The 12,547-nt window shown below is 64.4% G+C and carries 13 protein-coding genes; 8 read left to right on the top strand and 5 right to left on the bottom strand.

The window, feature by feature from the left end; translation table 11 throughout:
• Window positions 1-76: 76 nt before the first annotated feature.
• The 3 genes from LRC39_RS16745 to LRC39_RS16735 all read right to left on the bottom strand — a co-directional run bounded on the left by LRC39_RS16745 (window position 77) and on the right by LRC39_RS16735 (window position 1,562).
• Entirely contained in the window at window positions 77-550 is a 474-nt protein-coding gene (locus LRC39_RS16745) for a GNAT family N-acetyltransferase (protein WP_346294999.1), read from the bottom strand.
• Window positions 551-620: 70 nt separating this feature from the next.
• Entirely contained in the window at window positions 621-782 is a 162-nt protein-coding gene (locus tag LRC39_RS16740; protein ID WP_346294998.1) for a hypothetical protein, read from the bottom strand.
• Between the two features lie 84 nt (window positions 783-866).
• Complete coding sequence (locus LRC39_RS16735; RefSeq protein ID WP_346294997.1) at window positions 867-1,562, bottom strand: O-methyltransferase; 696 nt, start codon at window positions 1,560-1,562, stop codon at window positions 867-869.
• Window positions 1,563-1,697: 135 nt separating this feature from the next.
• Between LRC39_RS16735 and LRC39_RS16730 the strand changes: the two genes are divergently transcribed.
• On the top strand, window positions 1,698-2,519 hold the full coding sequence (locus LRC39_RS16730) for an AraC family transcriptional regulator (protein WP_346294996.1): 822 nt from the start codon (window positions 1,698-1,700) through the stop codon (window positions 2,517-2,519).
• Window positions 2,520-2,663: 144 nt separating this feature from the next.
• On the opposite strand, the gene LRC39_RS16725 is transcribed toward LRC39_RS16730, so the two are convergent.
• Window positions 2,664-3,065, bottom strand: coding sequence for a MerR family transcriptional regulator (locus tag LRC39_RS16725; RefSeq protein WP_346294995.1), 402 nt, complete (start codon window positions 3,063-3,065; stop codon window positions 2,664-2,666).
• Window positions 3,066-3,130: 65 nt separating this feature from the next.
• On the opposite strand from LRC39_RS16725, the gene LRC39_RS16720 reads away from it, so the two are divergent.
• Window positions 3,131-5,260 carry a heavy metal translocating P-type ATPase gene (locus LRC39_RS16720; RefSeq protein WP_346294994.1) on the top strand — a complete coding sequence of 710 codons (2,130 nt, stop codon included), beginning with the start codon at window positions 3,131-3,133 and terminating at the stop codon, window positions 5,258-5,260.
• A 77-nt stretch (window positions 5,261-5,337) separates the two neighbouring features.
• Here LRC39_RS16720 and LRC39_RS16715 read toward each other — a convergent pair whose 3' ends face one another.
• Window positions 5,338-6,264 (bottom strand): hypothetical protein, encoded by a 927-nt coding sequence (locus LRC39_RS16715; protein WP_346294993.1) that lies wholly within the window; start codon window positions 6,262-6,264, stop codon window positions 5,338-5,340.
• A 919-nt stretch (window positions 6,265-7,183) separates the two neighbouring features.
• On the opposite strand from LRC39_RS16715, the gene rpsL reads away from it, so the two are divergent.
• The 6 genes from rpsL (at window position 7,184) to rplC (ending at window position 12,546) form a co-directional block, all read left to right on the top strand.
• Window positions 7,184-7,555, top strand: a complete 372-nt coding sequence (rpsL, locus tag LRC39_RS16710; RefSeq protein ID WP_008969396.1) for a 30S ribosomal protein S12 — start codon at window positions 7,184-7,186, stop codon at window positions 7,553-7,555.
• 15 nt (window positions 7,556-7,570) lie between these two features.
• Window positions 7,571-8,041 (top strand): 30S ribosomal protein S7, encoded by a 471-nt coding sequence (gene rpsG / locus LRC39_RS16705; RefSeq protein WP_107345081.1) that lies wholly within the window; start codon window positions 7,571-7,573, stop codon window positions 8,039-8,041.
• Window positions 8,042-8,071: 30 nt separating this feature from the next.
• A complete protein-coding gene (fusA, locus tag LRC39_RS16700; RefSeq protein WP_107345080.1) occupies window positions 8,072-10,144 on the top strand; it encodes an elongation factor G in 2,073 nt (690 codons plus the stop codon).
• 38 nt (window positions 10,145-10,182) lie between these two features.
• The gene (tuf, locus tag LRC39_RS16695) at window positions 10,183-11,373 is read left to right on the top strand and encodes an elongation factor Tu (RefSeq protein WP_107345079.1); all 1,191 of its coding nucleotides are present in this window, start codon (window positions 10,183-10,185) and stop codon (window positions 11,371-11,373) included.
• An 88-nt stretch (window positions 11,374-11,461) separates the two neighbouring features.
• Window positions 11,462-11,770, top strand: a complete 309-nt coding sequence (gene rpsJ, locus LRC39_RS16690) for a 30S ribosomal protein S10 (RefSeq protein WP_002712302.1) — start codon at window positions 11,462-11,464, stop codon at window positions 11,768-11,770.
• A 50-nt stretch (window positions 11,771-11,820) separates the two neighbouring features.
• On the top strand, window positions 11,821-12,546 hold the full coding sequence (gene rplC / locus LRC39_RS16685) for a 50S ribosomal protein L3 (protein ID WP_107345078.1): 726 nt from the start codon (window positions 11,821-11,823) through the stop codon (window positions 12,544-12,546).
• The last annotated feature ends 1 nt before the right edge of the window (window position 12,547 follow it).

Below are 12,547 nucleotides of genomic sequence, written 5' to 3'. Positions count from 1 at the left end.
AGGGGCGAGGCCCCCCGCGGGTGGTGCAAATGGGGATGTTACGATGGGCAAGCCGCGCCAGACGCCTGTTCTTCCCTCAGGGTAGTTCGATTGCCATAACTGTGCGCATGCGTCCGAGGTATTCGACTTCCTCGATTGGTTTCCACCCTAGCGCAGCGTAGTATGCTGGCAACGTACCAGACGTGAAGAGGTGGACGCGGCCAAATCCTAATTCAATAGCACGCGTCGTCAGTGCACGGATCAGCCTGATCCCGATCCCGTGCCTTCGCGCCGATTCGACCATGAAAAGCTGAGCTATCCACGGCGAAAGCTCGGGGCGTATCGTCATCTCACTCGCTAGCAAATTGATTGAGCCAATGTAAATTGGGCCGCGCCTGGCGACCAAAACTGATGGCAGTCGAGTTGATCGGGCTGCTTTCTTCAGGAAGTTCTCGTACTCCAGCTCAGTGTCGTGGCCGGTTAGCGCGCCCCAGTGCGCAAATTGAAGCGCGGCAATTGTAGTTACCAAATTGGGCCTATCGACCAAGTTCTCGATAACTGGATCGCTCATGACAAACTGAAGCCTGCTATTCTGCAGGCCAGCCTAGTGTTCGGTGACCCGGATTTCCATTCACGCATTCTTACATCCGCACCAACGGCTGATCGGCCTGCGTCGCTGCCCGCGACACCTGCGCGGTGATGCCGAATAGGCGGTTGTCGGTGTCGTCGATCTTGTAAGAATCGAACGTCGCCAGTCTCGGTGTGGCGACCGGCCGTTGCTCGCCGCGCCGATCCTTGATCACGCCTCCAGCTCCGCGCCGATGTCGCTCGCTTCCTCCGCCGTTGCCTCGCCGCGATGCCCGAGCCTGCTGCTCTGCCGGCTGGCGTCACCCGACCCGCACGGTGAATTCGTTGCCGCGGCCTTCGTCGATGTCGAGGGAGCGGGAGAAATAGCCGTTGGCGGGAGCGCGGATGTAATCGAGATAGTCTTGCGCAAACGCGTTCTCGCCGAGGATCAGGGCGCCGGGTGCCAGCCGCGGCTCGATCAGTTTGAGCACCGGCAGATACAGCGAGAACGCGCCGTCGATCGAGAGAACATCGACGGCGCCGCCGACGTCCTGCAGCGTGTTGAGCGCATCGCCTTCGCGGATCTCCACCAGGTCGGCCAGCCCCGCCGCGTCGAGGTGAGCCCGCGCCCGCGCGACCTTGGTGGGCTCGATCTCGGAGCTGATCAGCCGGCCGCCGCCATTGTCGCGCAGCGCAGCCGCGAGGTAGATCGTCGATATTCCCATCGATGTGCCGAACTCGACGATCCGGGTCGCCCTGCGGGCACGCGCGATCGCATAGAGGAAGCGGCCATAGGCCGGCGTAACCGCCAGGAAGTGTTCGGCGTGATCGCGATACGCCGCCCGGTAGTCCGACCGTTCGGCGGCGATCAGCTCACCCACCGCTTCCTCGACCGAAGTCCCGGACGCCTCCAGCCGCGCCATGAACTCGACCCCGAAATCATGGTCCGCGGCCTCGGCCTCTCCGTGGAGTTTGTCGAGCGTCTCTGCGACGCGCGTGCTGTTCAGCGATGTCATGCAGGTCCCTTTCGGTAGGCCGAGATGGTTTCGGTCTCGGCTGTCCGCGTAAGTAAAAGGAGGTCCCGTTGGCGTCATTACGCAGCTTAGACAGATTGTTATCCATTCACGCCAAGCGGCGCGGTAGGCTGCCCCATGCCACTTCTCACCGACAGCTCCACTGCGGCCGACTGGACCGAGCCCGACGACGTCGCGCGGCCGGTGGTGGCCTATGGCATGGCGTCGGAGATGATCGGTTCGTTCGAAATCGACAGGCACTGCCATGCCAAGGCACAGATCCTGCTGGTGCAGCGTGGTGCGCTGAGTTGCCGGGTGGACGGCGGATTGTGGATCGTGCCGCCGCGTAGCGCGGTCTGGATCCCAGGCGGCACGCTGCATGCGATCACGGCGACCGGCAGGCTCGAAGGCTACGCTGCGTTCGTCGCCGCCGGCATCGATGTGGGATTGCCGCAGCGCTGCTGCACCGTCTCGGTGACGCCGCTGCTGCGTGAACTGCTGTTCCGGGCCGCCAGGCTGCCGCTGCTGTACGACGAGGACGGAGCGGCTTCGCGTCTGATCGCGGTGTTGCTCGACGAGATCGCCGCAGCCAGAATCGAGGATCTGCATTTGCCGATGCCGTCCGATCCGCGGCTGCGCACTTTAGCCGACCTGATGATGGCCGCGCCCGCCGAACGCGGCTCGCTGGAGGAGTGGGCGGCGCGCGCCGGCCTCAGCGAGCGGACGCTGGGGCGGCTGATCAGCCGCGAAACCGGGATGAGCTTCGGGCGCTGGCGCCAGCAGCTCGGCGTCATGCTCGCGGTGCAGTGGCTGGCCGGCGGCGCCTCGATCCAGCAGGTCACCGCCGACCTCGGCTACGAAAGTGTGCCGAGCTTCGTCACCATGTTCCGCAAGACACTCGGCACGTCCCCGGGCCGCTACATGGCGGAGCGTTATGCCGGCCGAGCCACGGAGACTTAGTTGGCGGTATCGGCCCGTCCGGGACTGGGCCTCGCCGCAATGCTGATCCTGGCGACCTTCAGGCTGGTTCCGCAGCGGCGGAGCGAGTTGGCGGTGGCGTAGGTGAGGGCGACGGCTGCGGCGCCGGCAGCACTGCTGTCGCTGCTACGGTGACAGCGCCTCGATAATGCGGCAGTCGGCGACAGTGTCGCAGTCACACTGCGTGATCATGTAGTTCAGCTCCCGGCGCAGCGCCTGCAGGTCTGCGATCTTGCGGTCGACTTCGGCCAGATGCTGCTTGGCGATTGCGTCGATGGCATCGCAGGAGCGGGTGCGGTCGTCAGACAGATCGAGCAGCGCACGGATCTGATCGAGTGAAAAGCCGAGATCGCGGGCGCGACGGATGAAGCTCAAACGGTTGAGATGCTCGGTCGTGTAGGCGCGGTAGTTGCCCGAAGTGCGCGCGGGGGCCGACAGCAATCCGATCCGCTCGTAATACCGGATGGTTTCGACCTTGGTGTCGGTCTGACGTCCGAGATCCCCAATCGCGAGATGGTCCGTCTGCATGTCTTGACCCTGTAGCTGCTACAGGGTGCATATGGGGTGTCATAACGCTTTGTCGAGGTGACGCTATGGCGACCAACGCCTACAAAACTCGCGTAGAGGGCATGGATTGCGCCTCCTGCGCGCTGAAGATCGAAACGGCGATGCAGCGGCTGCCGGGTGTCGCGGATGTCCGCGTCAGCTATTCGGCCGCCACCTTGGCGCTTCGGTTCGATCAGGACAGAATCTCGCCGAGCACCATCGACGACGAGCTTCGCTCGCTCGGCTATCGTCCGCAGGCAATTGCGCCGTCGTCCAGCAGCATCCGGCCGGAGCGGAAGCGCCTGCCGTGGTGGCAGGACGCGAAGCTGCAATCGGTCATGATCGCAGCGGCGGTTTTCGCTCTGGCGTTTGCGTTAGCGCAGCTGCTTCCGGCTTTCGAGCGATGGTTCTATTCCGGAGCGGCCGCGGTCTGTCTGATCCCGATCGCACGCCGGGCCTTGATCGGCGCACGTTCGGGATCGCCGTTCAGCATCGAAACGCTGATGACCGTTGCGGCGATCGGCGCGGTCGTGATCGGTGAGGCCGAGGAAGCGGCCGTGGTCATCGTTCTGTTCAACGTTGGCGAATGGCTGGAGACGTTCGCGGCGGGGCGCGCACGAGCGGGCATTGAAGCGCTGACCGACGTCGTGCCACGCACGGCGAGACGGCTGCGCGACGGCTCGGACCAGGTCGAGGAAATTCCGGCCGCCGACCTGATGATCGGCGATGTCGTGGTGGTGCGTCCCGGCGACCGCATCCCGTCGGACGGCAAAGTCATCGACGGCCGTTCCGACGTGAACGAAGCGCCGATCACCGGCGAGTCCGTGCCGGTCGCCAAGGCGGTCGGCGATCACGTCTATGCCGGCAGCATCAATGCGAACGGCGAGCTGCGTATCGAGACGACGAATGCGGCGGCCGACAACACCATCGCGCGCATCATCCACCTCGTCGAACAAGCGCAGGAGAGCAAAGCGCCGACGGAACGGATGATCGATCGTCTCAGCCGGTGGTACACGCCCGCCGCGATGTTGGTGGCGCTCCTGGTCATCATCGTGCCGCCGCTCGGCTTCGGCGAGGATTGGGCGACCTGGATCTATCGCGGCCTGGCCACGCTGCTGATCGCGTGTCCGTGCGCCCTGGTGATTTCGACCCCGGCCGCGATTGCGTCCGGGCTTGCGGTGGGGGCTCGCAAAGGGCTGCTGATCAAGGGCGGCGCGGTGCTCGAAACGCTCGGCAAGGTGAGGACCGTCGCCTTCGACAAGACCGGCACGCTGACGCTGGGGCAGCCTCAGGTGACCGACGTGGTTGCCGTCATTGGCCAGGAAGACGCCGTACTCGCGCGCGCCGCGGCGGTCGAAGGCAACACCAGTCACCCGATCGGACAGGCGATCGTCCGCGCCGCGAAGGCACGTGCCTTGCAGCTGCCCGTCGTGTTCGGCGGAAGCCAGGCGGTACCAGGCAAGGCGATCTCCGCGCGTCTCAAAGACGGCTTCGCCTTCGTCGGATCTCCGCGCTTTGCCGCCGAACGGACCACGATCCCGCCGCAGCTTGCGACGACGATTTCGGACCTCGAGCGTGAAGGCAAGACGGTCGTGGTCCTCATCTCTGGAAACACCTGCGAGGGAGCGATTGCGGTGCGCGACGAGCCGCGCCCGGATGCGGCAGGAGCGTTGCGGCAACTGACGTCCAAAGGCATCGCGGTGGTGATGCTGACCGGCGACAACGCACGAACCGCTCAGGCCATCGCCGGCCAACTCGGCATGGAGGCGCGCGCGGAGCTGCTGCCCGACGCCAAGCTCGCCGAGATCAGTCGCCTGAAGGAAGTGTCTCCCGTCGCGATGGTTGGCGACGGCATCAATGATGCGCCGGCGCTCGCGGCCGCGTCCGTCGGCATCGCCATGGGCGGAGGAACCGACGTGGCACTGGAGACCGCTGACGCGGCGCTGCTGAATGATCGCGCCCATGGCGTCGCCGAATTGATCGCGCTGTCGCAGGCGACGCTCGGCAATATCTGGCAGAACATCTCGATCGCGCTCGGGCTGAAAGCGGTGTTTCTCGCCACCAGCCTGCTCGGCGTGACGACGCTGTGGATGGCGATCCTCGCCGACACCGGCGCTACCGTCCTGGTCACCGCCAACGCCCTCAGATTACTTCGGTGGCGGGCGTCAGAGGCTTGATGCGGTGTGCGGGCTTTAAGACACTCTGCATCTGCCGCGTGCTGTCTGCGCGCGCCTGCTCGACGACGCGTGCCGCCTCAGTTCTTCGTCAGATACAGCGGCGTCCGCACCGTGAGCTGATAGGCAGGCTTCGGTGTCCATGACACCTGCGCGGTGATGCCGAACAGGCGGTTGTCGTTGTCGTCGAGCTTGTCGAGGTCGATCCGCAGGATCGGCTGGGTGAAGGCGTCGATCGGGGTGAAGCGCAGCAATTCGGCGCCGCCGAATGACTGCAGGCCGGCGCGCCCGGTCAGCTTCCAGTTGTTGTCCCACTGATAGTAACCGCCGAGCCAGCCGACCGTGTTCGGACGGATCGCGGCACGGTCGGCGTCGATCGCCGTGGTGGTGAACTGGACGCCGGCGAGGACGCCGCGGGTCTCGTCGGCGTCGAACGCGTAGGACGCCTCCAGGATGGTGTTGAGCGAAGTGGTGGCGAGCGGTCCGCTCGGCACCGAGCGGGTGAGGGTGGTCTGCAGCGTCAGGGTCGGCAGCGAGCCACCGTCCTGGCGATAGATGTCGGCCTGGACGCCGACGTTCCAGCTGGTGATGTCGACCGAGCTCCAGCCCGCACCGCTGTTGCTGGTGGTGGTGCTGAATCCGCCGTACAGCGAGACGCGGTCATTGACGTCGATCGTCAGCGGCACGTCGAGTTCCACGCTCTGGCTCGCCGGCAGCGTTGGGGCCTGCAGCGGCGGCAGCGCCGCCAGCTCGCGCAGACGGGACAGCACAGCGATGGTCGGGTTCGAAAAGCCGATCGAGAGCGTGCCGGCCGGGGTGCGCCCGTAAGTGGTGCGGAAGTCGAGGTAAATATTGGGGTAGGTCTGCGCCGGCGTCTCGTCGTCGTCATCGTCGTCGGCCGCGAAGGCCGGGCCGGCGAGGAACTGCAGCGCGCCGGCGGCGATCGCGATCGCCGCCACCCGGCGCCAAGGCTGCGGCAGTGACCGATTTCGCCCCGAACCCGCCATTTGTTTCCACGCATCCCGCGGCGGGCCGATACGGCGCCCCCGGCGGCCACTTAGCCATAGCGCCGCCGCTGCCGGCAATCCGGAGCGGCGGCCGGTCTGTGGATCGTCCCGCCCCGAGACGCTCCCGGCGACCGGCTCGCCCATCTCATAGGTCTGCGGGCACAGTGCGCTGTACTAAAATACCGTCGCGTCCATCGGGGGCCTGAGCGGGGGTCTGCTGTCTCGAATCGAGACGCCAAGGGAGCGCGAATCCGTCGCCGAGTCGGTACGGAATCGCTCTTCCGATTGCTCACGATTCTATGAATCAGGTCCCGCGAGATGCCGATCCGCGTCCCGCGAGCCGGTCGTCGAGGCCGAAATCGGAGCTCCAGCGCGGCCGGAGCGGGATGCCAGAACGCCCCATTTCATCGGCGTTTCATGACGGTCGGAGCGGCAGTCAAAAGTCGTCGCCGAACCGTCATCTGGCAGCGGTTTTGCCTTGACTTAGGATAGGTCCGCCGATACAACCCGCCCACTTCAAGACAGGCGGTGAGCGTCGCCAACGTCGGAACGGACAACCCGGGCCGTCCTTGCAAGGACTTACGGGCACCACCCTCGACCCAAGACGCTCAAACGCTGTCGACATAAGCCAGGCAATGCCAGGACATTAAGCGTTCTTTCGAGATCTTTCTCGGCAAGGACGGTTTTGGAAGCATGACCTCGGTAGGAACCGGTCAGCGGAAAGCTGCCCGGTCTTTGCTGCGGTCCTCTGTTGCGTGGAAGCGCTTTCCGCTCAGCGATGGGTGGCTGGCGCGATTTCGCTTTGCGTGATCGGACGATTGGTTCGGTCGGGCAGGGCGGCCGCTGGAGCGGGTAGCTCCGAACGAATTTGCGAAACCGACTGACCGGTTTCGCGCGAAGCTTGAGGGTGAAGGCGAAGATGCCGACGATCAACCAGCTGATCGCAAATCCGCGCGTGGTGCAGAAGTCGCGCAAGAAGGTTCCGGCGCTGCAGCAATCGCCGCAGAAGCGCGGCGTGTGCACCCGCGTCTACACCACGACGCCGAAGAAGCCGAACTCGGCGCTGCGTAAGGTCGCCAAGGTGCGCCTGACCAATGGCTTCGAGGTCATCGGTTACATTCCGGGTGAGGGTCACAACCTGCAGGAGCACTCGGTGGTCATGATCCGCGGCGGCCGCGTCAAGGACTTGCCGGGTGTGCGCTACCACATCCTCCGCGGCGTCCTCGATACCCAGGGCGTCAAGAACCGTAAGCAGCGCCGTTCGAAGTACGGCGCGAAGCGTCCGAAGTAAGCGGGGAGAGCATCCATGTCCCGTCGTCACGCCGCCGAAAAGCGCGAAGTTCTTCCCGATCCGAAGTTCGGGAACATCATTGTCACCAAGTTCATGAACTCGGTGATGTACGCCGGCAAGAAGTCGGTCGCAGAAAGCATCGTCTACGGTGCGTTCGACCTGATCGAAGCCAAGACCAAGCAGCCGCCGCTCGGTGTGTTCGAGCAGGCGCTCGACAACGTGATGCCGACCATTGAGGTTCGCTCCCGCCGCGTCGGTGGTGCGACCTACCAGGTCCCGGTCGAAGTTCGTTCGACCCGCCGTCAGGCTCTGGGCATTCGCTGGCTGATCGCCGCCGCCCGCGGCCGCAACGAAAAGACCATGACCGAGCGGCTGTCGGCTGAACTGCTCGATGCGTCGAACAACCGTGGCAACGCGGTGAAGAAGCGTGAAGACGTGCACAAGATGGCGGAAGCCAACCGCGCGTTCTCGCACTATCGCTGGTAACGGCGAAGCAACGGAATCAAGGAAGACGCTATGCCCCGCGTTCACGCCATCGAGGACTACCGCAACTTCGGCATCATGGCCCACATTGATGCCGGCAAGACCACGACGACCGAGCGCATCCTCTATTACACCGGCAAGAGCCACAAAATCGGCGAAGTGCACGAAGGTGCCGCGACGATGGACTGGATGGAGCAGGAGCAGGAGCGCGGCATCACCATTACGTCGGCCGCCACGACCGCGTTCTGGAACGGCAAGCGTCTGAACATCATCGACACTCCCGGCCACGTCGACTTCACCATTGAAGTCGAGCGTTCGCTGCGCGTGCTCGACGGTGCCGTGTGCGTTCTCGACTCCAACCAGGGCGTCGAGCCGCAGACCGAGACCGTGTGGCGCCAGGGCGACAAGTACAAGGTTCCGCGTATCGTCTTCGCCAACAAGATGGACAAGACCGGCGCTGACTTCTTCAAGTGCCTGCAGGACATCATCGACCGCCTCGGCGCCAAGCCGGTGGCGATCCAGCTGCCGATCGGTTCGGAGAGCAACTTCAAGGGCGTGATCGATCTGGTCCGCATGAAGGCTGTGGTCTGGAACGACGAGTCGCTGGGCGCGAAGTTCGAAGACGCCGAGATCCCGGCCGAGCTGCTCGACCAGGCCAAGGAATATCGCGAGAAGATGATCGAAGCCGCCGTCGAGCTCGACGACGACGCGATGTCTGCGTATCTCGAAGGTAACGAGCCGGACGAGGCGACCCTCAAGCGCCTGATCCGCAAGGCGGTGCTGACCGGTGCGTTCTATCCGGTGCTGTGCGGCTCGGCGTTCAAGAACAAGGGTGTGCAGCCGCTGCTCGACGCCGTGGTCGACTACCTGCCGTCGCCGATCGACGTGCCGGCGATCAAGGGCACCGACGACAAGGGCAACGAAGTCGTGCGCAAGGCGGACGACAAGGAGCCGCTCGCTCTGCTCGCGTTCAAGATCATGGACGACCCGTTCGTCGGCACCATCACCTTCTGCCGCATCTACTCGGGTATCCTGCAGAGCGGCACCGGCGTGGTGAACTCGACCCGCGAGAAGAAGGAGCGCATCGGCCGCATGCTGCTGATGCACGCCAACAACCGCGAAGACATCAAGGAAGCCTATGCCGGCGACATCGTCGCGCTGGCCGGCCTCAAGGAAGCTCGCACCGGTGACACGCTGTGCGATCCCGCCAACCCGGTGATCCTCGAAAAGATGGAATTCCCGGAGCCGGTGATCGAGATCGCGATCGAGCCGAAGTCGAAGGCCGACCAGGAAAAGCTCGGCGTCGCACTGGCGAAGCTGGCGGCGGAAGATCCGTCGTTCCGGGTGTCGACTGATCAGGAGTCCGGCCAGACCATCCTCAAGGGCATGGGCGAACTCCATCTCGACATCAAGGTCGACATCCTGAAGCGCACCTACAAGGTGGACGCGAACATCGGTGCGCCGCAGGTGGCGTTCCGTGAGCGCATCACCAAGAAGGCCGAAGTCGACTACACCCACAAGAAGCAGACCGGCGGTACCGGTCAGTTCGCTGCGGTGAGCTTCGTGGTCGAGCCGACCGAGCCGGGCGCCGGTTACATCTTCGAGTCGAAGATCGTCGGCGGTGCGGTTCCGAAGGAGTACATCCCGGGTGTCGAAAAGGGCATCGAGAGCGTGCTGTCTTCGGGCGTGGTCGCGGGCTTCCCGGTGGTCGACGTCAAGGTGACGCTGGTCGACGGTAAGTACCACGACGTCGACTCGTCGGCGCTGGCCTTCGAAATCGCCTCTCGTGCCGCGTTCCGCGAAGCGCTGCAGAAGGGCAAGTCGGTTCTCCTCGAGCCGATCATGAAGGTCGAAGTCGTGACCCCGGAGGACTACACCGGTTCGGTCATCGGCGACCTGAACTCGCGGCGTGGCCAGATCCAGGGTCAGGACATGCGCGGCAATGCCAACGTGATCAACGCGATGGTGCCGCTGATGAACATGTTCGGCTACGTCAACAACCTGCGCTCGATGAGCCAGGGCCGGGCGAACTTCACCATGCAGTTCGACCACTACGCGGAAGCGCCGGCCAACGTGTCGGCTGAAGTCCAGAAGAAGTTTGCCTGATTGTCGCAGGTGTAAGCCGCGACTGAACGGAGAGAGCAATGGCCAAAGCAAAGTTTGAACGTACGAAGCCGCATTGCAACATCGGGACGATCGGTCACGTCGACCATGGCAAGACGTCGCTGACGGCGGCGATCACCAAGGTTCTGGCGGAGACGGGCGGTGCGACGTTCACGGCCTATGACCAGATCGACAAGGCGCCTGAAGAGAAGGCGCGCGGCATCACGATTTCGACCGCGCACGTCGAGTACGAGACGCAGAACCGTCACTACGCGCACGTCGACTGCCCCGGCCACGCCGACTACGTGAAGAACATGATCACCGGTGCGGCGCAGATGGACGGCGCGATCCTGGTGGTGTCGGCGGCCGACGGCCCGATGCCGCAGACCCGCGAGCACATCCTGCTGGCCCGTCAGGTCGGCGTGCCGGCGCTGGTGGTGTTCCTGAACAAGTGCGACATGGTCGACGATCCGGAACTGCTCGAGCTGGTCGAGATGGAAGTGCGCGAGCTTCTGTCGAAGTACGACTTCCCGGGCGACGACATTCCGATCGTGAAGGGCTCGGCGCTCGCCGCCCTCGAAAACTCGGATCCGAAGCTGGGTCACGACGCGATCCTGGAGCTGATGCGCCAGGTCGACGCCTACATCCCGCAGCCGGAGCGTCCGATCGACCAGCCGTTCCTGATGCCGGTGGAAGACGTGTTCTCGATCTCGGGCCGCGGCACCGTGGTGACCGGCCGTGTCGAGCGCGGCATTCTGAAGGTCGGCGACGAAATCGAAATCGTCGGCATCCGCGATACGCAGAAGACCACCTGCACCGGCGTCGAAATGTTCCGCAAGCTGCTCGATCAGGGCCAGGCGGGCGACAACATCGGCGCGCTGCTGCGCGGCACCAAGCGTGAAGACGTCGAGCGTGGCCAGGTGCTGTGCAAGCCGGGTTCGGTGAAGCCGCACACCAAGTTCAAGGCCGAAGCCTACATCCTGACCAAGGAAGAGGGCGGCCGCCACACCCCGTTCTTCACCAACTACCGTCCGCAGTTCTACTTCCGCACCACCGACGTGACCGGTGTGGTGCACCTGCCGGAAGGCACCGAGATGGTGATGCCGGGCGACAACATCGCGATGGAAGTGCACCTGATCGTGCCGATCGCGATGGAAGAAAAGCTGCGCTTCGCCATCCGCGAAGGCGGCCGCACGGTGGGCGCCGGCGTCGTCGCCGCGATCATCGAGTAAGCGGGGAATAGCGAATAGAGGGCGGCGGACGGATGTCCGTCCGCTGCTCACTACTCACCATTCGCGACACGAAAGAAAGAATACGGCAATGAACGGCCAGAATATTCGCATTCGCCTCAAGGCGTTCGACCATCGGATTCTCGATACGTCGACCCGTGAGATCGTCAACACCGCGAAGCGAACCGGTGCGCAGGTGCGTGGGCCGATCCCGCTGCCGACCCGGATCGAGAAGTTCACCGTCAACCGTTCGCCGCACGTCGACAAGAAGAGCCGCGAGCAGTTCGAGATGCGCACTCACAAGCGCCTGCTCGACATCGTCGACCCGACCCCGCAGACCGTCGATGCTCTGATGAAGCTCGACCTGGCCGCCGGCGTCGACGTCGAAATCAAGCTCTGAGATTGTAACGTCCGGTTATCGAACGGACAGAAAGAACAGGAAGCACGCCGATGCGCTCCGGAGTGATCGCACAGAAGGTCGGGATGACGCGGGTCTTTACAGAGGCCGGCGAGCATATCCCTGTGACCGTGCTGAAGCTTGGCAATTGCCAGGTGTTGGGCCACCGCACCACTGAGAAGAATGGCTACGTGGCGCTGCAAGTCGGTTCCGGCTCGCGCAAGACCGTGTATATGCCGAAGGCCGAGCGCGGCCAGTTCGCCGCCGCCAAGGTCGAGCCGAAGCGTAAGGTCGAGGAGTTCCGCGTTTCCGAGGATTCGCTGCTCCCGGTCGGCGCCGAGATCCAGGCCGACCACTTCGTCGTCGGCCAGTTCGTCGACGTCACCGGCACTTCGACCGGTAAGGGCTTCGCCGGCGGTATGAAGCGCTGGAACTTCGGCGGTCTGCGCGCCACCCACGGCGTGTCGGTGTCGCACCGTTCGATCGGTTCGACCGGTGGTCGTCAGGACCCCGGCAAGACCTTCAAGAACAAGAAGATGCCGGGCCACATGGGCGTCGATCGCGTCACCACGCTGAACCTGCGGGTGGTGCAGACCGATGTCGAGCGCGGGCTGATCCTGGTCGAGGGCGCTGTGCCCGGCACCAAGGGTGGCTGGATCCGCGTGCGTGACGCGGTGAAGAAGGCGCTGCCGGCGGATGCGCCGAAGCCGGGCAAGTTCCGGCTCGCCAATGGCGATGCGGCTGCGGAAGCGCCGGCCGCCGAGCAGGAAGGTGCGTGAG

It is taken from the genome of Rhodopseudomonas sp. P1 (assembly GCF_039642825.1).
Lineage (GTDB): Bacteria > Pseudomonadota > Alphaproteobacteria > Rhizobiales > Xanthobacteraceae > Rhodopseudomonas > Rhodopseudomonas palustris_H.
The sequence above is the reverse complement of the archived record's forward strand: the minus strand, read 5'-3'. Positions and strand labels throughout refer to the sequence as shown.

What these genes read in the sequence shown, in the direction of transcription:
- LRC39_RS16745 (WP_346294999.1), bottom strand. Translation starts at nt 550, where the DNA reads ATGAGCGATCCAGTTATCGAGAACTTGGTCGATAGGCCCAATTTGGTA.
- LRC39_RS16735 (WP_346294997.1), bottom strand. Translation starts at nt 1,562, where the DNA reads ATGACATCGCTGAACAGCACGCGCGTCGCAGAGACGCTCGACAAACTC.
- LRC39_RS16730 (WP_346294996.1), top strand. Translation starts at nt 1,698, where the DNA reads ATGCCACTTCTCACCGACAGCTCCACTGCGGCCGACTGGACCGAGCCC.
- LRC39_RS16725 (WP_346294995.1), bottom strand. Translation starts at nt 3,065, where the DNA reads ATGCAGACGGACCATCTCGCGATTGGGGATCTCGGACGTCAGACCGAC.
- LRC39_RS16720 (WP_346294994.1), top strand. Translation starts at nt 3,131, where the DNA reads ATGGCGACCAACGCCTACAAAACTCGCGTAGAGGGCATGGATTGCGCC.
- LRC39_RS16715 (WP_346294993.1), bottom strand. Translation starts at nt 6,264, where the DNA reads ATGGCGGGTTCGGGGCGAAATCGGTCACTGCCGCAGCCTTGGCGCCGG.
- rpsL (WP_008969396.1), top strand. Translation starts at nt 7,184, where the DNA reads ATGCCGACGATCAACCAGCTGATCGCAAATCCGCGCGTGGTGCAGAAG.
- rpsG (WP_107345081.1), top strand. Translation starts at nt 7,571, where the DNA reads ATGTCCCGTCGTCACGCCGCCGAAAAGCGCGAAGTTCTTCCCGATCCG.
- fusA (WP_107345080.1), top strand. Translation starts at nt 8,072, where the DNA reads ATGCCCCGCGTTCACGCCATCGAGGACTACCGCAACTTCGGCATCATG.
- tuf (WP_107345079.1), top strand. Translation starts at nt 10,183, where the DNA reads ATGGCCAAAGCAAAGTTTGAACGTACGAAGCCGCATTGCAACATCGGG.
- rpsJ (WP_002712302.1), top strand. Translation starts at nt 11,462, where the DNA reads ATGAACGGCCAGAATATTCGCATTCGCCTCAAGGCGTTCGACCATCGG.
- rplC (WP_107345078.1), top strand. Translation starts at nt 11,821, where the DNA reads ATGCGCTCCGGAGTGATCGCACAGAAGGTCGGGATGACGCGGGTCTTT.